Consider the following 20,405-nt stretch of genomic DNA (forward strand, 5'->3'; position numbering starts at 1 on the left):
CCGCCGCTAACTTCTGAAGAAGCAAGCTTCTTCATCCGTCCGCTCGACTTGCATGTATTAGGCACGCCGCCAGCGTTCGTCCTGAGCCAGGATCAAACTCTCCATGAAAGATCATCCGAAGATGATCCATTGCAAGAGCGATAAGCTCATTTTGAATCTGACGAGATAAAATATCTCAATGATCCGTTCCGGTTTTCATACTGTCATAGACATGTACCAAAAACCTTCACGGGGCGATTTCACTTCGTGAAATCTACTCACTCGTTGTTCAGTTTTCAAAGATCAAACACTTGCTTTCTTTCACCACCGCATCTCAGCGGCGACTTAAATAATATAACACACAACCTTCAAACGAGTCAACAACTTTTTTGAGAAAGTATTTTTTGTCGTTTGTTGAATCACTTATAGCCCAAAACAACAGAAGTAAATGTATCACAGATTTATTTATTTCGTCAACTAAGATTTTTTTGGGGGCATTCACCTCCCCCATTCAACTAAATAAAACCAACTTCAATCCATACAGCAGACCAACTCCCGGCAATCCCAGTATGGCCACAGTGCCTATAGTTACCGCATTAAGAGGAATGTGCACCTGGGTAACCCAGCCGGAGTAGTTAACAATATAAATGCCGATTGCGGCGATTGCCAGATGTGCGCCAAAGGTCGCTAGCCAGCCGAGTCTAGCTTTTTTCATAACAAACAAATAACCCAACAGCAGGACAGAAATAGACAGAACCACCCATGCGATCATTTTCATTCAGCTTTCCTCCCTCTGCCCCAGGCGATTCCTTCTATTGCCCACGCGATATCCGCAGGAATTTGGAGACGATGAAGCTTGCTCTGTTTAGCTTTTTTCAATTGGATTTGGTACTTTCTTTCGGCTGCTTCGAGTACAAAAATAGCGTAATCAATCTGATCCTCTCCGACAGCTTCTTGAAACATGCGTTGAGCTCTTACCCAGTCCGCGTGAGCCGCGCACACATCCGCAAACAACTCTGTCTGATATTCAATGCTATCGGGCCCGCCTAGTTTTCTTTTATTCCAGGTCCACACTTCGCTCACTCCCAACCGATGTTGCTCGGCATTTGCCCCTGCCGTCTCTACATACATATTCGGAGAATGGACAAACTTAGAACCCATATTGGGGACCCATGCGGAAATCAATTTAGAGCCGTAAAATAAAAATGGGCCAGCCAGAAATCTCTGGCCAGCCCGTTCTCTAATTCAATTGGCGTCTTCCCTCAAGCGCTTTGGATAAGGTCACCTCATCGGCGTATTCCAAATCCCCGCCTACTGGAAGCCCGTGCGCAATACGGGTAACGGTAATTTCAAAAGGCTTGACCAACCGTGAAATGTACATGGCGGTCGCCTCACCCTCAATATTGGGGTTAGTCGCTAAAATCAACTCTTTCACCCGCTCGTCACTCAAACGGGTAAGCAGTTCCTTAAGCCGGATATCTTCAGGCCCCACACCCTCCATCGGCGAAATTGCACCCTGCAGCACGTGGTAGTACCCGTCATACTCCTTCGTTCTCTCCATGGCGACCAGATCCTTGGAATCCTGAACGACGCATATAATAGACGAGTCCCTCGTTTTATCCTGGCATATCCGGCATGGATCCGTATCCGTGATATTGCAGCAGACCGAGCAGTAATGGAGATTTCGTTTGACACTCACCAAGGCCTTGGCAAAATCGATCACGTTATCTTCCTGCATGTTCAGCACGTGAAAGGCGAGTCGGGCGGCGGTTTTCGGGCCAACGCCCGGCAGGCGGGTAAATGCATCGATCAGCTTTGCAATCGGCTCCGGATAATACAATAGTCTATTGCTCCTTCGTTCTATAGATTAGAACAGGCCTGGAATCTTCATTCCGCCTGTAAATTTGCTCATATCATTATTAGCAACCTCGTCAGCTTTGACCAGCGCGTCATTCACAGCAGTCAACACAAGATCCTGCAGCATTTCAACATCATCAGGATCAACAGCTTCAGGCTTGATGGCAATGGACAGAATTTTCTTGTGCCCGTTGGCCTGTACCGTAACCACGCCGCCTCCGGAAGTGCCTTCCACCACTTTTTCCCCAAGCTGTTCCTGAGCCTTGAGCATTTGCTCCTGCATCTTCTTAACCTGCTTCATCATCTGGTTCATGTTATTCATTTCGCGTCATCCCCTTAAACTAAAATAAGAAAGTTACAGCTCATTCCTTGATTACGACGAGGTCTTCGCCAAAGAGCTCAATCGCCTCATCAATCCAGGGTTCCTTGGACTTCCCCGGCCCATCGCCTTCATGCTCCAGCTTAAACTCTTCTTCCGGATGGGTATTAGCCCCTTCAATAGCCGTCAACCAATCCCGCTGCATCATCGTGACCAGCCGCAGGGACTTGCCAAGCTGTTCATTAAGCACCCTTTCGATCACTTGCCTGTTCGCCTGCTTCTCAGTTGTCTCCCTGTGAATATTATTTTTGAAAGCCACCAAAACAGCATCCTCGTACAGCGATACAGGCTCACCGTCCATAAACCAGGCATGCACAGTGACCTTCTCTTCTTTTACCCGCTGTAAAATTTGGCTCCACTTGCGGGCAGCCTCCAAAAATTCAGGACTGGACTTCGCGCCTATAAATTCATTCAACTGGGAAGGCAGCTTGGCCGGGGTCGAAATCCGCGGAGCAGGCGCCCTTGAAGCCGCTGGTCGATTCCCCGCACTCTCTTGTCCACTCCCACCGGAAAGCCCCGCCTGCAACGCGCGTTCCAGCTTCTTCTCCATCTCCGACAGTTGTCTCTTAAGGGTCGCGATCTCCCCGCTGTCTACCGCGGAAGCTTGCCCCTCCCGATGGGAGGGCATCTGCTGAATGCTGCACAACTTTAATAAAGCGACCTCAAACAACGTCTGAGGCTGCACAGCATATTTCATTTCACTCTGATAACGATTGAGCGTATCCATCATCTGAAACAGCTGTTCTTTCGTAAATAATGCAGCCACTTCCTGAAACTGGGCCGGCTCCAACACTCTTTCCGTCAGCTTATCCGCCTGCGGCACCATTTTGATCATGAGCAGGTCACGGAAATAATATAACAGATTTTCCATGCATTTATCGGCACTTTTACCCTCTTGCATGAAACCTTCAATCATCTGCAAAACTGTGGCAACATCTTCCTGATGCAGCGCTTTGGCAAGCTTGCTGAACTGCTCGGAAGGAATGCCTCCGGTCATATCGATGACCTGCCGATAAGTAACCCGTCCATCCGTGAAGGAAGATATTTGATCCAGTACACTCAGCGCATCGCGCATACCTCCGTCGGATAAACGCGCAATATACTGCAACGCATCACGGTCCGCTTCGATATTCTCCTGTCTGCAAATCAAATCCAGACGATCTGTCTGCTCCTCCAGTGACACACGCCGAAAATCAAAACGCTGGCATCGGGAAATAATAGTGGCAGGAAGCCGATGAGGCTCAGTGGTTGCTAAAATAAACATGACGTGAGGAGGCGGTTCTTCGAGCGTCTTAAGCAGAGCGTTGAACGCTTCCGTTGTCAGCATATGCACTTCATCAATGATATACACTTTTTGCCGAACTTCCGTCGGCGCATACTTCACTTTATCCCGTAGATCACGGATTTCTTCAACACCACGGTTGGAGGCCGCATCAATCTCCTGGACGTCCATAACCGCCCCGGCTGTTATCCGCTTACAGGATTCACACTCATTGCAGGGCTCAGTCGCCGGACCACGGTCGCAGTTCACTGCCTTGGCCAATATTTTGGCTGCACTTGTCTTGCCGGTACCCCGGGGACCGCTGAACAGATATGCATGGGATGTTCGTCCCTCTCGGATGGCATTCTGCAAGGTCTGGATAATATGCTGCTGTCCTACCATGTCTTGAAACGACTGAGGCCGCCAAGCACGGTACAACGCTATATGTTCCAATTCGCGTTACCCTCTTTCAACATCACTTTCGTGACCTTCGTCGTTACTACATTATACTATATTCCCGTATGAATCTAAACTTTAACCTTCCCTAGTCCAGATACACAAAAAAACACCTTTTGCTTCAGGCAAAAGATGCTGTGTGCTATCATCAATAAATTATAATTATTAAGCCGTGCACCTGTTATTGATGATTGCGATCCAAGCGGCAAACCTGCGCCGCAACTCGGGCTAGGCCACCCTCCGGCACATGAGCGGGCCTGCTTATGGCTGCTTCCTTCCGGACCTGACCAGGTTCACAAGTACTCATTGCGGAGGACCCAACCGTCAACATTGTGCGCAGGGACCAGCCTCACATCGACAACACCTCTAACAGGAATTCAACCTCGCTATAGCGGATTGCGAGTTACAGGGCACCGCTACCTCCCCGTCTAGCACGGTGAAAATAAGTATATCTTATGCATGTACAAAAATCAACCGTCATTAAATGGGCTTTCTTCACGCAACAAAAAAGACCTCTGCACAAGGCAAAGGTCTTTCCAATCACGGCTGCTTGCCGCATAACGGCACACCGGATTATATTCCGTATTTCTTCTTAAATCTATCGACACGTCCGCCAGCGTCAACAAACTTCTGTTTGCCTGTAAAGAACGGATGGCAGTTAGAGCAAATCTCCACGCGCAGATCTTCTTTGACGGAGCCTGTTTCAAACGTGTTGCCACAAGCGCATGTTACAGATGTAACGTGGTACTTCGGTTGAATAGCTTCTTGCATGTGTTTCACCTCTTTCCGCCCTGAGCATCTTATCAGCCCAGAGTTATATGGACATATGATCACATTATATCACCCATTGCAACGATCCGCAATGATTTTTCCATGAGGCTTCAACGGGACATAACCGGCACCTTCGGCCGGTCCTGGCCAAGCGGTGGCACATGAGTATATGAGCCGATGACAACATCAGGAAGCTCCTGCCGGTAAATCTCCAGCATCTGCTTCATCCCCAAGACTTCGCCCTGCGCAGGCGGTATGAGCTCCAGATAAGCTTCCGGATCGATGTTGAGATTGCGCATCTGAATCAGCTTCAGCTTGGTACGCTTGGCAAATTCGATCATCGCCTCAATCTCCTCCTCCCGGTCAGTTACCCCCGGAAAGATCAAATAATTAATCGAGGTATAGACACCCTGCTCGGCCGCATACTTCATAGATTTCTCTACATTGGCCAAGGTGTAGGCGCGCGGCTTGTAGTACGCATTATAATGATCGTCCAGCGCACTGATCGTGCTCACCCGCATAAGATCAAGCCCTGCATCCACAATCCCTCGGATATGATCATTCAATCCGGCATTCGTGTTGATATTAATATACCCCATGTCCGTGGTTTTACGGACTTCCCGGATCGCTTCAATGATCAGCTTGGCCTGCGTGGAAGGCTCACCCTCACACCCTTGTCCGAAGCTGATAATGGATTCAGGGGTTTTCAGATGCTCCAGCATGACCTCTACGATTTCCTCCACCCGAGGCCGGAAATTCATACGGGTCTGCGGAGAAACGAATCCGCTGTCATCCGGCTGCTCGGAAATGCATCCGAAGCATCCCGCATTACAGGAATAGGATACCGGCACACCACCTTCCCAACGGTTCAGGAAAGTGTTCGAAGAGGTCAGGCATTCATAACCGAGCGCACAATTGGATAAATGCTGATACAGACGGTTATCCGGATACTGCTCTACCAGACGCTCCACACCCAACCTTACCTGATCACGGTCGCAGTTGTCCGGATTCCACTTATCCGGCTGGTCGCTCTGTTCCGCTGTAACGTAGAACGACCCGTCTTTCCACACGACAGCCGAATATCCAAATAACGGGAGGCGGTATTCTTTATCCGCCTTCACATACCCCGGCAAGCAGAGGCGTGTGAATCCTTGGGGAAGAAGGGCACCTACCGCTTGTACATTTCCGGGCAGCGGCACCATTTCCCCTGTATTCGGATCCATTCCCACCGGCCGGGTATTCGGCAGTCCAACCAGGGTCGCTCCATCCGGGAGCGGAATCAGTTCTTCCTCCATAATCTCCACAATCATATCCGCACTGCGTGCGAGACCGTACAGCGATGGATGATCAAAGACGTTCCCCTTCTCATCAGCGTATACCAAATACATAGCGGAACTCCTTTCGTTCCTTCAAGCGTTGTAGCTTTTGAGGTCTGTTTGTAAATTTATCCATTCGTAGTAGCTGATACCGTAGCTGGCGCCGATCTTGTCGTTCTGCGCTGACCGCTGCCGCTGTTGGTTCCCCCTACCGAAGCTGAAGTGTCAAAGGATGCCAAGAACTCGGGATTCGTTTTAGTATTGCGCAGCTTTTTCAGGAAGCCTTCTACAAACTCATAACTTTCCGTCATATTTTTACGGATGGCCCAAATCGTGTCCAGCTCTTCCTTATTAAGCAGAACTTCTTCACGGCGTGTTCCCGAGCGTCTGATATCAATGGCAGGGAATACACGGCGCTCAGCCAGCTTGCGGTCAAGATGCAGCTCCATATTGCCCGTACCCTTAAATTCTTCATAAATGATGTCATCCATACGTGAACCTGTATCAATCAGTGCAGTAGCCAGGATGGTCAGGCTGCCGCCCTCCTCCACATTCCGGGCAGAGCCAAAGAACCGCTTCGGACGGTGAAATGCCGCCGGATCGATACCACCGCTCAGCGTGCGGCCGGAAGGTGGGATGACCAGATTGTAGGCGCGTGCAAGCCGCGTAATACTGTCCAACAAAATAACAACGTCCTTCTTCGCCTCCACGAGACGAAGCGCGCGCTCCAGCACCAGCTCAGCCACCTTGATGTGATTCTCGGGCAGCTCGTCAAACGTCGAAGCCACAACCTCCCCTTTCACCGAACGCGACATATCGGTTACTTCTTCAGGGCGTTCATCGATCAAAAGAACAAACAATTCGATCTCGGGATTGTTGGTTGAGATGCTGTTGGCAATTTCTTTGAGGAGTAACGTCTTCCCAGCTTTTGGAGGAGCTACGATCAAACCGCGCTGTCCTAATCCAACAGGGGCAAGTATATCCATGATTCGCGTAGACAAATTGTTGGGGGAGGTTTCGAGAACTAGCTTAGTCTGCGGATACAGTGGAGTTAGTGCCGGAAAATGCAGTCGTTCTGCCGCATGCTCTGGACTTTCACCATTGACGGCATTCACCTGGAGCAGTCCGAAGTAACGTTCATTCTCCTTGGGGGCACGGCATTTACCGGATACCAGATCTCCCGTTCGAAGATCAAACTTTCGGATTTGGGAGGCCGATATATAAATATCCTCGGCGCTTGGGAGATAGTTAATCGGCCTCAGGAATCCGTACCCTTCAGGCAGAATCTCCAGAACTCCCTGCATGAACATCAGGCCGCTCTGTTCCGCCTGAGCCCTCAGAATGGCAAAAATCAATTCTTTCTTCTTCAACTGACCGTAATACGGGATTTGATACTGCTTGGCAAGCTTGTATAGCTCAGTCAGCTTCATTTCTTCCAAATCGGATATTTGCAGATCCATATAATAACCACCTATTCAATTAATAAGTCCATAAAGATAGGACAACATCTTCATCAATCTATTTTTACCCAAAAAGACATAAATTATGCAGCAAAAGGGCAGACGCAAGGGCTTTTTTACTTCCTCGCGTCGGCTATTACAGTTCACCCAACACCACTACCGGAGCGATATCACTCGCTCTGACGCCATACATCCGCACCCAGCATTCGCAAATTGGAAACCAGATGATCATAACCGCGATCAATATATTCAACGCCGGTCACTTCGGTAACTCCTTCCTCTACCGTAAGTCCGGCAATAACCAGTGCTGCGCCCGCGCGCAGATCGGCTGCTTTAACCTTCGCGGCATTCAGACGGCCACCTTCGATGATGGCTGAACGTCCTTCCACACGGATTTTGGCACCCATACGGACCAATTCCGGAACGTGCTTGAAGCGATTGCTGTATACAAAGTCACTCAGCACGCTTACTCCACGAGCCTGCGTGAGCAGACTGGTCATCGGGGACTGGAGATCTGTAGCAAATCCCGGATAGATCAGTGCCTTGACGTCAACATGCTCATACGAGGGCGTCCCCTTGACCCGGATGCTCTCATCGAATTCCTCAATCAGCACACCCATTTCCTGCATTTTGGCTGTAATGGCCTCCAGGTGCTTCGGAATGACGTTGTCAATGAGCACATCCCCACGCGTAGCGGCGGCGGCTATCATATATGTCCCCGCCTGAATCCGATCCGGGATGATGGAATGACGGCAGCCGTGAAGCTCCGAAACACCTTCGATCCGAATCGTTTCGGTACCGGCTCCCTTGATGATGGCCCCCATCGAATTTAAAAGTGTTGCTACATCTATAATCTCAGGCTCTTTGGCCGCATTTTCGATAATTGTAGCGCCTTTGGCCCGAGCGGCCGCCAGCATAATATTAATGGTCGCTCCGACACTGCTGACATCCAAATAGATTTTCGTGCCGCGCAGCTCTTTCGCATGCAAATGAATGGAACCGTGCTCGTTGGTCACGGTCGCTCCGAGCGCCTCAAAGCCTTTGATATGCTGGTCAATGGGCCGGGGCTCAAAGTTGCAGCCTCCAGGGAGGCCAACCACCGCTTCTTTAAATCTTCCGAGCATTGCCCCCATCATATAATAGGAAGCGCGAAGCTTCTTCACAGGGCCGTTGGGCATCGGAATGGACTTGATGGATGAAGGATCAATGCGCATCTGGCTGCCTTCCCAGGCAACCTCGGCTCCAAGCTCCTCCAAAATTTCGGCATACACCGCCACGTCGCTAAGAAGAGGCAAATTGTCCAGTATCACTTCCGATTCCGCCAAAATGGCAGCCGGAATTAAGGCGATTGCACTGTTCTTGGCTCCGCTGATGGATACCATGCCCTGCAGTGGACGTCCACCGCTAATCATCAATTTTTCCATAAGCTTTAGGGTCCCCCTACTTCACTTCACACCTGAAAACATGTTCTCATGGAAGTCAATTGGTAACTGAAATGGAAAAACACCGGCTAAGCGGTGCACTTCCATATCGTATGATGCCGGACAGTCCCCGAAGGGTCTGTCCGATGTAAAACTACTGTTTCAGTTAAGCTTTTCCGGGATACCAAGGCATCCTGTAACAACCGTAATCTTACGCCTTGTTGTTGGAACCAAACTCGCGGATTTTGCCAATGACGGTTTGTTTGATCGCTTCGCGGCCTGGTGCAATGAACGTACGAGGATCATAAGCTTCCGGTTTGGCAGCCAGTACTTCGCGAACTGTCTTCGAGAATGCAATTTGGTTCTCTGTGTTCACGTTAATTTTGGATGTCCCCAGGGAAATGGCTTTTTTGATGTCATGCGTAGGGATCCCAGTACCGCCATGCAGAACCAGTGGAAGGCTAACTGCGTTGCAGATTTCTTCCATTTCCTTGAAGCCAAGGTTCGGTTCACCTTTGTAAGGTCCATGCACAGAGCCGAGTGCAGGAGCAAGCGTGTCGATGCCAGTTTCATTTACGATGCGGACGCAATCATCCAGCTTGGCATACATAACGTCGCCAACCACATCATCTTCCTGGCCACCAACCATGCCGACTTCAGCTTCAACGGAAACGCCTTTGGAATGAGCATACTCAACAACCTTCTTGGTTGTCTCGATATTAGTGTCGATAGGGCTGTGGGAATCGTCAATCATAACGGAAGTAAAGCCGGCGTCGATTGCTTCTTTACATTTCTCAAAGCTGGAACCATGGTCCAGATGGATAGCAACCGGAACGGTGATTTTCATATCATGCATGAGGCCTTCTACCATTTTCACAACCGTATAGAAGCCGCCCATATGGCGTGCGGCACCCTCGGATACACCGAGAATAACCGGGGATTTCTCTTCTTCAGCAGCACCCAAAATAGCTTGCGTCCATTCCAGGTTGTTGATGTTGTATTGGCCTACGGCATATTTTCCTTCAAGCGCTTTGTTGAGCATGTCTGTCATTGATACTAATGGCATGGTTTCATCCTCCTAAGGGGTATTGGGTCTGTCTATGGTTTTTAGCCGACATTCACACAGGGCTTATTATACCACATCCCATGTCAAATACTAAACAAGCTTTTACAAGTACAAAACAGCCCCAAAACCCCTGTATTCCCCCGTTTCTCCCTTTAAAAAGCAACTCCTCGCACGTTCAAGTGCGGGACTACTCGATATAAGACAATGGAATCTGATTGCATCTTATATATCAGCCTAGGAATACACCTTTCAATTTATACTTGCAGTTTAACAAAAAATGCAAAAAAAATAAAAACCCTGTACAAATAACAGGGTTACTATCGGAACTGATTAGGCTCCTCCTGCCCATCTTTCAACTGTCCGTTAACTGCCACGCGCATTTCATCAATATCAAACGGCTTGGTAAAATGCATCAGCGCGCCCAGTTCAGTGGCCTCCTTGATCATATCCAGCTCTCCGTACGCCGTCATCATAATGACTTTGATCTCCGGATTTCCCGTCTTGATATGCTTCAAGATTTCCAGCCCGTCCATACCGGGAATCTTCATATCCAGCAGCACAAGATCCGGGGTTTCGCGTTCCACGATTTCCAGCGCGATTTTTCCGTTGGCCGCTTGAAACGTCTCATATCCCTCACTGCTGAACACTTCCATCAACAAAATGCGGATACCATTTTGGTCATCAACTATCAAAACCTTTTTCTTCTCCACTTTTTTAACCTCCCGGGGTCTTGAAAAGCGCAACAGCTGTCCATTCGTATAATCTAGTGTTGTATGCCATTGCATATATGTAATCGATCATTCAAAGGTATTCGCCCTTCACAGATGAAATCCTTCCCCTATTCAAAATTGTGGAAAAGAAAAGACCTCCCGCGGGAGATCTTTTGGCTTAAGCTTGGTGCAGGAGGGATGCTTTAACAAATTCACGGAACAGCGGCTGCGGACGATTCGGACGGGACGTAAACTCCGGATGGAATTGTACGGCCAGGAACCAAGGATGATCCGGATACTCCACAATTTCCACCAGACGTCCATCTGGGGAGGTTCCCGAAATCTTCAGACCGGCATTCTCGATCATTTCGCGATATTCGTTGTTAAACTCATACCGGTGACGGTGTCTTTCATACACCAGCTCATCGTTGTAACAAGCCATGGCGAGGGAGCCCTCGACCAGCTTGCACGGGTATAATCCGAGACGCATCGTTCCGCCCAGATCTTCGATATCCTTCTGCTCAGGCAGCAGATCGATCACCGGGTATTCTGTCGCCGGATTAATCTCCGAGCTGTTGGCTCCGTCCAGACCTGCCAGCGCCCGGGCCACTTCAATAACAGATACCTGCATGCCAAGGCAGATGCCGAAAAATGGAATTTTCTGCTCTCGGGCATAACGGATCGCGCTGATTTTGCCCTCGATCCCCCGATCTCCGAAGCCGCCTGGCACCAGAATACCTCCAATACCGCCAAGAATGCTTGCCACATTCTCATCCGTAAGCTCTTCCGCGTTAACCCAGCGGATCTTCACGTCCGCATTCGCGGCGAAGCCTGCATGGGAGAGGGACTCTACCACGCTGAGATAGGCGTCATGCAATGCTACATATTTACCGACAATGGCGATTTCCACGGTCGTTTCCAGCCTGCTGATTCGCCCCACGAGAGCTTCCCATTCCGTCATATCTGCAGGAGGGGTAGTGAGCTTCAGATGGTTAACAACAATCTCGTCAAGCCCTTCTTCACGGAGATTGAGCGGCACTTCATACAACGTTGAAGCATCGCGGCACTCTACCACCGCATTAGCGTCAATATCACAGAAGAGGGCGATCTTCGCCTTCATGTCGGCAGACAATTCATGCTCCGTACGGCAGACGATCACATTTGGCTGAATCCCGATGCTGCGCAGCTCTTTCACGCTGTGCTGGGTTGGTTTGGTTTTCACTTCGCCGGCAGCCTTGATGTAAGGAATGAGCGTAACGTGGATGTACATCACATTTTCGCGTCCGACTTCGCTTTTAATCTGACGAATCGCTTCAAGAAAAGGAAGGCTTTCGATATCCCCCACCGTACCGCCGATCTCCGTAATAACGACATCGGAGCCGGCCTCACGGCCTGCACGGAATACGCGTTCTTTGATCTCGTTGGTGATGTGCGGAATGACTTGAACGGTTCCCCCGAGGTACTCGCCGCGGCGCTCTTTACTGATTACACTGGAATATACTTTACCTGTGGTAACATTGCTGTTCTTCGACAGATTGATATCAATGAAACGCTCATAATGGCCAAGGTCCAGGTCCGTCTCCGCGCCATCATCCGTTACAAATACTTCGCCATGCTGATAAGGGCTCATGGTACCCGGATCCACGTTCAGATATGGATCAAATTTCTGGATCGTTACTTTCAATCCCCTGTTCTTCAGAAGCCTGCCGAGCGAAGCGGCCGTAATTCCTTTTCCCAGGGAAGACACAACTCCGCCTGTCACGAAAATGTACTTTGTCACTGTTTAAAACCCTCCTAAATAAAGTCCAGAAATTCAGGCGACATATGATGTTAGCGTAACCCGTTTGCACAGATTATCATCCACAAAGAAAGCAGCGGATCAATTTCCCAACTCCGCCGCTGATCGCTTGCATGTTCAGATCAACAGCACCAAATCGCGCTGTTAATCCCCTATAAAAAACAAAAAAGCACTCCCGTTGTTACGGGGCACTTTTGGCACTCAAAACAAACATATTATATAACTCAATCATAAGCCCAAGCAATAGTTTACCTTTTGTTCATACCTCTGTCAAGAAACTTTGGACTACTTCTCAGGAAAGTCAGCAGCGCCGAGAAAAAAAGAAAAAAGGGAGAACCTGTCTCCCTTATCACCCGGTATTAATAGTCTTCCTCTTCCGCTGGCTCATCTTCACTTTCTTCTTCGGCTTCTTCCTCTTCGAGGTCCTCGTCATCTAGCACGACATCGTCCGTGGTGTCGTCATCATCGTCGGCATCGAACAGGTCTTCATCTTCAGCGTCTTCGGAATCATCGACATCTCCAAAATCATCGTCGGTGTCGTAATTTTCTTCCTCTTCCTCTTGATAGTCCTCTTCCTCATCGTCCTCATCATTAATGATGCGCGGACGCTTGCCACCCGTAATGGCATCTTCCGATTTATCTACCGGATACCAGCGCTTGAGCCCCCACAGGTTGGTACCTACACAGGCAAAACGACCGTCAATATTGATCTCGGTATATAGCTGAGCAATTACATCGTTAATTTCTTCTTCAGACAAGCCGCGCAGCTTGGCAACTTCATTCATCAAGTCACGGTAGTAGAAAGGCGTATTGGCTGCTTTCAGCACCATGAATGCCAGGTCTACCATCGGAATTTCATGAACTTTCTCGGGGTCAATCTTCAAGTTGAGTGGCGTACTCACTTAAGGACACTTCCTCTCACGCGTAATTCACACGAACATTCTAGCCTGCGAACTGCTCCATGCAGACTAACCTATCCATTATCACACCTAAGTAAACCTTATTTAGGCGCAAATTGCAAGTTAAATACCCCGGTTCCAGGACAGGATTTCAAAGCATGTGATGCGGGCACGCAAAAAAAAGGCGGGTTTCCCCGCCTCCGACTGTATCCCCTTTGAAGGCTACGCCTCCAAAGGTGATGCGCAAGAGCCTTACAGCTCTCACAGTATCCTATGTCTGCTGTTAATGATTGACACGACGGGACGCCTATTATCGTAAAAAGGGGCATGTTCCTCATGCGACTCCCTCATGCTTTACATACAATAATTCAGCAATTCAGCATGGCTCAACAGAGGGGAGCGCCTCTACATGGACTATCCGGGATTTTTGCAGCTATTAAACAGGGCTATTCAGGAGCCCGCCCGCTCCGGGCGGGCAAAGCAGATTATTCGCTTTAATAAAGCATCCCACTACAGGGAGTGTCTATCCTATTTGCAGAAAATGAAGCCGGGCCTGTCCGGGCTGCGGAGTGTTCAGTCATCCCACCTGATTAGGGCCCTGATCGCTCCGATGGCCTGCAGAGAACGGCTCGGCAAATACCGGAACGGTGTTGTCATTGAAGAAGACACACGCATTCGTGTTCACGGAGGAGCGGCTTCACTCTCTGCTGAAGCCGTCTCCACGCTCCCTTGGGGAGTCAAAAAAATTAAGGCTCATCAGACATGGCCCCTGTCCACAGGTTCGCAGATTCGGATCGGCGTCATTGACACGGGCGTTGATTTTCGCCATCCCGATCTCCGGCATTGTCTAGCCCGAGGGGTCAATTTGCTGAACCGGGCCATGCTGCCGCACGATGATAACGGACATGGCACTCATATCGCCGGGGCCATCGCTGCCGCCAGCTATGATCGCGGAGCCGTCGGTGTGGCCCCAGGCGCGATCATTTGCCCTGTCAAGGCTTTCGACCATAATGGTTCGGCCTACGTATCTGATATTATCCTTGCCATAGACTGGTGTGTCCGTAACCGAATCGATATTATTAACATGAGCTTCGGTATGAAAACACGCAGTAAGGCTCTGCTTGATGTGGTCAATAAAGCCCATACCAACGGGATTGTAATTGTAGCTTCCTCGGGCAATGACAGCAAAAGGCAGAGTATCGATTATCCCGCCCGTTATCCGCAGACGATCTCAGTCGGGGCCACAGACCGCTTTGGGCGCATCGCTTCATTTAGCAATCGTGGGCCCCATGTGGATATCTATGCTCCAGGCGAGAAAATTCTCTCTTCATGGACCAACAATCGGTACCACGAAATGAGCGGCACCTCTATGGCGACCTCTCACGTGAGCGGCACCATCGCGCTTTTACTCGAACTGAAGCCCAGTCTCTCACCAGCGGAGATTAAAGCGCTCCTGAGACGGACAGCCTCGCCCATGCGTCGACGATCAGGCACGGCGCCCAAAACCTCCAGACTGGGAGAAGTGGACGCCTTCCGGCTGATTCGGGAAGGGATAAAGCTTAGGTAAGGGAACTGGGCGAAATCCAGGACAAAAAGAAAACCGCCCGGAAACCGGGCGGTTAATTATTACATACGTTCCGGTGCGGTTACCCCCACCAGTCTCAGCACATTGGCAATAACCGTACGAACGGCAGCCAGCAGGGCAAGGCGGGCCTGTGTCTGCTCCGCATCTTCCGTGATGACGCGCTCAGCTCTGTAATAGCTGTGGAACATGGATGCCAGCTCGTATACGTAACGAATCATGCGGTGCGGGGCATAAGATGCCGCAGCCGTAGACACCTCGTCCGGCAGTTCGCCGATTTTGCGCAGTAAGTCATGCTCATGCTCAGTATTCAGCCTGGACAGGTTCACTTCCGATAATGGCAGCAGGGCGATTCCCTGCTCCTCTGCCTGACGGAATACGCTGCATACGCGGGCATGGGCGTATTGAACATAGAAAACAGGGTTTTCGTTGGATGTGGAAATCGCTAGATCCATATCAAAATCAAGATGCGAGTCCATACTGCGCATCGTGAAGAAGTAGCGGATTGCATCAACACCCACTTCTTCCATCAGGTCCTCCATCGTCACCGCTTTGCCGGTACGCTTGGACATTTTTACTTTTTCGCCATTCTGGAACAGACTGACCATTTGGGCAATCAGTACCTTAAGCTTGTCCGGGTCATTGCCGAGCGCCTCCATGGCGGCCTTCATGCGCGGAATATATCCGTGGTGATCTGCACCCCAAATGTTGATGACGATATCATAGCCGCGCGCATATTTGTCACGGTGATAAGCGATATCCGGCGTCAGGTAGGTATAGGTGCCGTCGTTCTTGATGAGCACCCGGTCCTTGTCATCTCCGTACTTCGTTGTGTTGAGCCAGGTTGCGCCTTCCTTCTCATAGACCTCTTCACGGTCACGCAGCTCATTCAGTGCCTTAAGCACCTCCCCGTTCTCGTACAGGGAGGTCTCGCTGAACCAGGAGTCGAACGGCACCCGGAAACGCTCGAGATCGCGCTTTATTTTGTCCAGCTCCTTCTCCAGGCCGTATTCGCGGAAAAAGGCCGCGCGGTCCCCCGGATTCATGGAAAGCAGGGAGTCGCCTTTCTCGGCGACCAGCTCCTTGGCAAAGCCGATAATATCCTCTCCGTGATAGCCGTCCTCCGGCATTTCCGCCTGCTGGCCAAGCTGCTGCAGATAACGAGCCTCGATTGAGAGGCTCATATTGTGAATCTGGTTGCCTGCATCATTGATATAATATTCGCGGGTCACCTGGTATCCGGCAAAATCAAGCACATTGCACAGCGAGTCGCCAACGGCCGCACCACGGGCGTGTCCGAGGTGCAAGCTGCCGGTCGGGTTGGCGCTGACAAATTCAACCTGAACCTTCTTGCCTACACCTTCTTGCGTGCGCCCGTAGTCGTCTCCCTGCTCCAGCACACGGCCGATTACAGGATACAGATAGCTTTTGTTCAATCTGAAATTGATGAACCCAGGCCCGGCAATTTCAGCTCCTTCTATAGAAGCGGATGCCATGTCCATGTGTTCGATAATCTGCTCCGCGATTTGGCGCGGGTTCTTCTTCGCAATGCGGGTCAGTTGCATGGCTGCGTTGGTAGCCAGGTCCCCATGTGCCTTATCCTTCGGAACCTCAAGCGTGATGGCTGGCAGTTCTTCCCGACCTACAATACCTGCCGCTAATATGGCGGCTTCAATAGCATCTGTTACTTTCTGATTAATCTGCTCAAGCGGGTTGCTAGTCATGATCCTTGCTCCTCCTGTATCGATAAACTGATCTCGAAATGTCCGGAAAACTCTTCATATACATACAGATCATATGTCCATTCCACGATGCCGGAAAGGCCATCCAGTCGGATATCCAGTTGTCCAGTATCAGTTGACATCATGAAGTTCATGTATGGTGAACGATAAAATCCAGGCAGCTTGCTGCCCAGCTTGAAGGTCTGCTCAGACTGAATATCTCCGTGACGGATCAGCTTAAGCTCGTCCTTCCCGATTTTAACGGTGGTCCGTGTCTTTCCGCTCTGCGGCCCCTCCTGCGGATCTTCATACCTGACGTACAGGCTGCTGCCGCGAAAGATCGCTTCCGCCGGAAGCTCTTGCACGACATTTTCACCGTCATGACGGCTATGCAGACGGATGCGGACCGGTGTATGCTGCGGCATCGTCTTTTCCGCTCCCATTCTATTCATTCTTACTGTACTACTATAGCCAGTTCCCCGCCGCAATTCAATTCAAACAGCAAAAAACCCTGCCTTCCGAATCCGCGCGATTAACCGGGCGGCTCAGTCAGGATCAGGGCTTTCTTAAGACAATTTTTATTTTGTCAGATCTTCCACGAACTTAGGCAACACAAACGCAGCCTTATGCAGGCGCGGGCTGTAATATTTCGTATCCATTTCAGGAATCTGCGTTTCGTCCACTTCGAGCGGGTCATATTTCTTACTGCCCAGCGTGAACGTCCACAGTCCGCTTGGATAGGTCGGAATGTTCGCGCCATAGACACGCACGATCGGGAAGATTTCCTTCACGTCCTTGTTCACCTTCTGGATCAGATCCGCCTTGAACCAAGGGTTATCCGTTTGAGCAACGAAAATTCCGTCATCCTTCAGCGCTTCGTAGATGCCCTGGTAGAAGCCTCTCTCAAACAGCGGAGCTGCCGGGCCGACCGGTTCAGTGGAATCGACCATAATCACATCGTATTCATTTTTATGCTCAAGAATATGCATATACCCGTCGTTGACCAGTACCTCTACATTGGGCTCGTCCAGCTTGCCGGCAATCTCAGGCAGATATTTTTTGGAATATTCAATCACTTTGCCGTCAATTTCGACCAGAACGGCCTTCTCCACTTCGGGATGCTTGATCACTTCGCGGATGACACCGCCATCCCCGCCACCTACAACCAGTACCTTTTTCGGGTTCGGGTGCGTGTTCAGCGCCGGATGGGCCACCATTTCATGGTAGACGAATTCATCCTTTACCGTTGTCATGACCATACCGTCTAGGACGAGCATGTTGCCGAATTCTTCAGTCTCCACCATCGCCAGATCCTGAAATTCCGTTTTCTCTGTTACATAAGTCTGTTTAATTTTCGCCGTGATGCCGAAAGAGGAAGTCTGTTTCTCCGTAAACCACAATTCCATCGTTCAACCTTCTTTCCCGTCAGAATCTTACACACTTTTTGCATTATAAGCCATCCCCGCCGAGACTGCAAAAGATGATTTTTGCGGCCTTTTCCTGTACAATAATTCACCCTATTAAATGGATGAAATGATCAGAATCCCATCCCTGTATGAATAGACCCTGAAGGTTTGACAATAATGAGAATCATCAAGTGAGAAAAAGGGTGGTCAAATGAGCGGGATGCGACCCAAATCAACAAGCAGAGGACATGTATTCTTTGTGCTATTCAAAATATCTTTCATCACCGTCCTGATCGGTCTGATCGCCGCAGCGGCGCTGCTTGTCTACTTATACGGCACCAGTCTCCCCATGGCGGACACGGACCGCAACTCCCACATTCTAGACAGCGAGGGAGAGGTGATTGCGACTTTCTCGGCCGGCGGCAAATCTGCAACTCCCGTTCCTTTAAACGCCATCTCCAGACATGTAATCGACGCCACCCTTGCCGTAGAGGACCGCAAATTTTACAGCCATCCCGGCTTTGATTTTAAAGGTGTGGCCAGAGCAGTGCTCGTGAATCTGGAGAACTGGAAAATGACACAGGGCGCAAGCACGCTGACCCAGCAGTTAGCACGTAATCTGTACCTCTCACATGAACGGACCTGGACGCGCAAGGCCAAGGAAGCCTTTTATACTGCTCAGCTTGAAATGAAGTACAGCAAAGATGAAATTTTGGAAATGTATCTGAATGAAATTTATTACGGACATGGTGCTTACGGGATCGAGTCGGCAGCGCAGATGTATTTCGGAAAATCAGCGGACAAGCTGAATTTGGCGGAAAGCGCTCTGCTCGCCGGCATTCCCAAAGGGCCGACCTACTATTCACCTTATAACCATATGAAGAATGCCAAAAACCGGCAGAAGATCGTGCTGGACTCCATGGTCGAGACCGGCAGCATCACGGCGGCCGAAGCGGCCAAAGCTTACGAGCAGATTCTTCCGCTCAAACCCGAGAGTGAACGGAGAACCGTGGAAGCGGCACCCTATTTCCGCGATTATATTCGGAGCCTGGCTATAGAGAAGCTCGGGATCGACGAAGCGATGCTTGAGCACGGCGGCTTAAGTATCTATACAACGTTGGATATGCGCATGCAGCAGGCGGCGGAGCAGGCTGTAAGCAAAGGGCTTAAAGGCAGCAGCGGACTGGAAACGGCTCTCATCTCGATGGATCCCCGCACCGGATATATTAAGGCGATGGTCGGAGGAAAAAACTATGTGGAAAATCAATATAACCATGTGCTTGCCACGACCCGTCAGCCGGGATCAGCCTTCAAGCCAATCATGTATTTGACCGCGCTGGACTCCGGTGAGATGACGAGCCTGTCAATGTTCGAAAGCCGCCCCACCCTCTTTCGCTATGATGACGACCGGAAGACTTACCAGCCGCGCAACTTTGGAGACAAGTATCTCGGCGAAATTGATATGAGGCGTGCTATCGCCGCCTCGGACAATATTTATGCGGTAAGTACCATTCTGAAGATCGGCACAGAGCAGGTTATCTCTATGGCGCACAAGCTGGGAATTACAAGCAGTCTAGATCCCGTGCCCTCGCTTGCGCTGGGAGCATCACCTGTCAGCCCGTTCGAAATGGCGGCTGCCTACTCCGTCATCGGAGGAGGAGGTGTGCAGGTGCAACCGACGGCCATCCTCCGCATTACCGACGCGGCTGGCCGTATCATCTACGAGGCTCCCAAGCCCACAGGTAAACAGATCGTTCAACCGGCGGCTACTTATGTGCTCACCCGCCTGATGGAGGGCGTGTTCGAGGAGGGCGGCACCGGAGACCGTGTGGCTGATCTGATGAAACGGCCGGTAGCGGGCAAGAGCGGCACAACCGATACCGATGCCTGGATGGTCGGCTTTACACCCGAGCTGACGACCGCCGTATGGGTGGGCTACGACAAGGGCAAGAGCATCACGGTCACGGATGGACGCCGGGCAGCTCCGATTTTCGCCGAATTTACAGAGAAGGCACTGGAGAATGTCCCGCCCAAAATATTCCCGATCCCGGAGGGCGTCGTCAGTGCATATATCGATCCGAACTCCGGCAAGCTGGCAACTGCCGACTGTCCAAGCCAGCGCCTGGAGGTGTTCATTAAGGGGACAGAGCCCAAGGAAGCATGCACGGGGCACGGAGACAGCCCGAAGACGGAGATGCTGCAGGAGGACGGTTCGAAGGCGAACACTCAGGACGAGAAGAAGTCCTGGTGGGCTGATTTTAAACGCTGGTGGATGGAATAAGGCGGTTGACTGTCCGGAGATTTTTCCTTTCGCAGATGTTAT

At 50.5% G+C, this 20,405-nt stretch carries 18 protein-coding genes, 1 rRNA gene and 1 other RNA gene; 2 read left to right on the plus strand and 18 right to left on the minus strand.

Going from position 1 to position 20,405, the window contains the following annotated elements; all coding sequences use genetic code 11:
- The 15 genes from OIN60_RS21035 to rpoE form a co-directional block, all read right to left on the minus strand.
- A 16S ribosomal RNA gene (locus OIN60_RS21035) occupies window positions 1-108 on the minus strand; the annotation flags it as partial.
- A 382-nt stretch (window positions 109-490) separates the two neighbouring features.
- Window positions 491-757, minus strand: a complete 267-nt coding sequence (locus OIN60_RS21040) for a pro-sigmaK processing inhibitor BofA family protein (RefSeq protein ID WP_305756833.1) — start codon at window positions 755-757, stop codon at window positions 491-493.
- On the minus strand, window positions 754-1,140 hold the full coding sequence (locus OIN60_RS21045; RefSeq protein WP_305756834.1) for a DUF2508 family protein: 387 nt from the start codon (window positions 1,138-1,140) through the stop codon (window positions 754-756). Before OIN60_RS21045 ends, OIN60_RS21040 begins: the two co-directional genes overlap by 4 nt.
- A 79-nt stretch (window positions 1,141-1,219) precedes the next feature.
- On the minus strand, window positions 1,220-1,819 hold the full coding sequence (recR, locus tag OIN60_RS21050; RefSeq protein ID WP_305756835.1) for a recombination mediator RecR: 600 nt from the start codon (window positions 1,817-1,819) through the stop codon (window positions 1,220-1,222).
- A gap of 27 nt (window positions 1,820-1,846) precedes the next feature.
- Window positions 1,847-2,158, minus strand: coding sequence for a YbaB/EbfC family nucleoid-associated protein (locus OIN60_RS21055; protein ID WP_305756836.1), 312 nt, complete (start codon window positions 2,156-2,158; stop codon window positions 1,847-1,849).
- A gap of 40 nt (window positions 2,159-2,198) precedes the next feature.
- Window positions 2,199-3,929 carry a DNA polymerase III subunit gamma/tau gene (gene dnaX / locus OIN60_RS21060; RefSeq protein ID WP_305756837.1) on the minus strand — a complete coding sequence of 577 codons (1,731 nt, stop codon included), beginning with the start codon at window positions 3,927-3,929 and terminating at the stop codon, window positions 2,199-2,201.
- Between the two features lie 173 nt (window positions 3,930-4,102).
- Window positions 4,103-4,369, minus strand: an RNA gene (ffs, locus tag OIN60_RS21065) — signal recognition particle sRNA large type.
- A gap of 136 nt (window positions 4,370-4,505) precedes the next feature.
- Window positions 4,506-4,703, minus strand: a complete 198-nt coding sequence (rpmE, locus tag OIN60_RS21070; RefSeq protein ID WP_305756838.1) for a 50S ribosomal protein L31 — start codon at window positions 4,701-4,703, stop codon at window positions 4,506-4,508.
- A gap of 110 nt (window positions 4,704-4,813) precedes the next feature.
- Window positions 4,814-6,091, minus strand: a complete 1,278-nt coding sequence (locus OIN60_RS21075) for a radical SAM family protein (protein WP_305756839.1) — start codon at window positions 6,089-6,091, stop codon at window positions 4,814-4,816.
- A 56-nt stretch (window positions 6,092-6,147) separates the two neighbouring features.
- Window positions 6,148-7,479 (minus strand): transcription termination factor Rho, encoded by a 1,332-nt coding sequence (gene rho, locus OIN60_RS21080; RefSeq protein WP_305756840.1) that lies wholly within the window; start codon window positions 7,477-7,479, stop codon window positions 6,148-6,150.
- A 170-nt stretch (window positions 7,480-7,649) separates the two neighbouring features.
- Complete coding sequence (gene murA, locus OIN60_RS21085; protein WP_305756841.1) at window positions 7,650-8,903, minus strand: UDP-N-acetylglucosamine 1-carboxyvinyltransferase; 1,254 nt, start codon at window positions 8,901-8,903, stop codon at window positions 7,650-7,652.
- A gap of 208 nt (window positions 8,904-9,111) precedes the next feature.
- A complete protein-coding gene (gene fba / locus OIN60_RS21090; RefSeq protein ID WP_305756842.1) occupies window positions 9,112-9,966 on the minus strand; it encodes a class II fructose-1,6-bisphosphate aldolase in 855 nt (284 codons plus the stop codon).
- Between the two features lie 317 nt (window positions 9,967-10,283).
- The gene (locus OIN60_RS21095; RefSeq protein ID WP_305756843.1) at window positions 10,284-10,676 is read right to left on the minus strand and encodes a response regulator; all 393 of its coding nucleotides are present in this window, start codon (window positions 10,674-10,676) and stop codon (window positions 10,284-10,286) included.
- Between the two features lie 178 nt (window positions 10,677-10,854).
- Window positions 10,855-12,456, minus strand: coding sequence for a CTP synthase (gene pyrG, locus OIN60_RS21100; protein WP_305756844.1), 1,602 nt, complete (start codon window positions 12,454-12,456; stop codon window positions 10,855-10,857).
- 377 nt (window positions 12,457-12,833) lie between these two features.
- Window positions 12,834-13,376, minus strand: a complete 543-nt coding sequence (gene rpoE, locus OIN60_RS21105; protein WP_305756845.1) for a DNA-directed RNA polymerase subunit delta — start codon at window positions 13,374-13,376, stop codon at window positions 12,834-12,836.
- 406 nt (window positions 13,377-13,782) lie between these two features.
- On the opposite strand from rpoE, the gene OIN60_RS21110 reads away from it, so the two are divergent.
- Window positions 13,783-14,940 carry a S8 family peptidase gene (locus OIN60_RS21110; protein ID WP_305756846.1) on the plus strand — a complete coding sequence of 386 codons (1,158 nt, stop codon included), beginning with the start codon at window positions 13,783-13,785 and terminating at the stop codon, window positions 14,938-14,940.
- A 59-nt stretch (window positions 14,941-14,999) separates the two neighbouring features.
- Here the strand turns inward: OIN60_RS21110 and argS are convergent, their stop codons facing one another.
- From argS to speE, 3 genes are all read right to left on the minus strand, one after another.
- On the minus strand, window positions 15,000-16,679 hold the full coding sequence (gene argS / locus OIN60_RS21115; RefSeq protein WP_305756847.1) for an arginine--tRNA ligase: 1,680 nt from the start codon (window positions 16,677-16,679) through the stop codon (window positions 15,000-15,002).
- Window positions 16,676-17,101 carry a YwiB family protein gene (locus OIN60_RS21120; protein ID WP_305756874.1) on the minus strand — a complete coding sequence of 142 codons (426 nt, stop codon included), beginning with the start codon at window positions 17,099-17,101 and terminating at the stop codon, window positions 16,676-16,678. Before OIN60_RS21120 ends, argS begins: the two co-directional genes overlap by 4 nt.
- A 153-nt stretch (window positions 17,102-17,254) precedes the next feature.
- Entirely contained in the window at window positions 17,255-18,082 is an 828-nt protein-coding gene (speE, locus tag OIN60_RS21125) for a polyamine aminopropyltransferase (protein WP_305756848.1), read from the minus strand.
- Window positions 18,083-18,293: 211 nt separating this feature from the next.
- On the opposite strand from speE, the gene OIN60_RS21130 reads away from it, so the two are divergent.
- On the plus strand, window positions 18,294-20,363 hold the full coding sequence (locus OIN60_RS21130) for a transglycosylase domain-containing protein (protein ID WP_370872580.1): 2,070 nt from the start codon (window positions 18,294-18,296) through the stop codon (window positions 20,361-20,363).
- The last annotated feature ends 42 nt before the right edge of the window (window positions 20,364-20,405 follow it).

The sequence above is a fragment of the Paenibacillus zeirhizosphaerae genome, assembly GCF_030705605.1.
In the GTDB taxonomy this organism is placed as follows: Bacteria; Bacillota; Bacilli; order Paenibacillales; family Paenibacillaceae; genus Paenibacillus; species Paenibacillus zeirhizosphaerae.

Bases quoted from the DNA above. Each gene is read 5' to 3' on its own strand.
- OIN60_RS21075 (WP_305756839.1), bottom strand. From the start codon at position 6,091: ATGTATTTGGTATACGCTGATGAGAAGGGGAACGTCTTTGATCATCCA.
- rho (WP_305756840.1), bottom strand. From the start codon at position 7,479: ATGGATCTGCAAATATCCGATTTGGAAGAAATGAAGCTGACTGAGCTA.
- OIN60_RS21110 (WP_305756846.1), top strand. From the start codon at position 13,783: ATGGACTATCCGGGATTTTTGCAGCTATTAAACAGGGCTATTCAGGAG.
- OIN60_RS21055 (WP_305756836.1), bottom strand. From the start codon at position 2,158: ATGAATAACATGAACCAGATGATGAAGCAGGTTAAGAAGATGCAGGAG.
- OIN60_RS21130 (WP_370872580.1), top strand. From the start codon at position 18,294: ATGAGCGGGATGCGACCCAAATCAACAAGCAGAGGACATGTATTCTTT.
- argS (WP_305756847.1), bottom strand. From the start codon at position 16,679: ATGACTAGCAACCCGCTTGAGCAGATTAATCAGAAAGTAACAGATGCT.
- speE (WP_305756848.1), bottom strand. From the start codon at position 18,082: ATGGAATTGTGGTTTACGGAGAAACAGACTTCCTCTTTCGGCATCACG.
- murA (WP_305756841.1), bottom strand. From the start codon at position 8,903: ATGGAAAAATTGATGATTAGCGGTGGACGTCCACTGCAGGGCATGGTA.
- fba (WP_305756842.1), bottom strand. From the start codon at position 9,966: ATGCCATTAGTATCAATGACAGACATGCTCAACAAAGCGCTTGAAGGA.
- OIN60_RS21040 (WP_305756833.1), bottom strand. From the start codon at position 757: ATGAAAATGATCGCATGGGTGGTTCTGTCTATTTCTGTCCTGCTGTTG.
- rpmE (WP_305756838.1), bottom strand. From the start codon at position 4,703: ATGCAAGAAGCTATTCAACCGAAGTACCACGTTACATCTGTAACATGC.
- OIN60_RS21045 (WP_305756834.1), bottom strand. From the start codon at position 1,140: ATGGGTTCTAAGTTTGTCCATTCTCCGAATATGTATGTAGAGACGGCA.
- OIN60_RS21120 (WP_305756874.1), bottom strand. From the start codon at position 17,101: ATGCCGCAGCATACACCGGTCCGCATCCGTCTGCATAGCCGTCATGAC.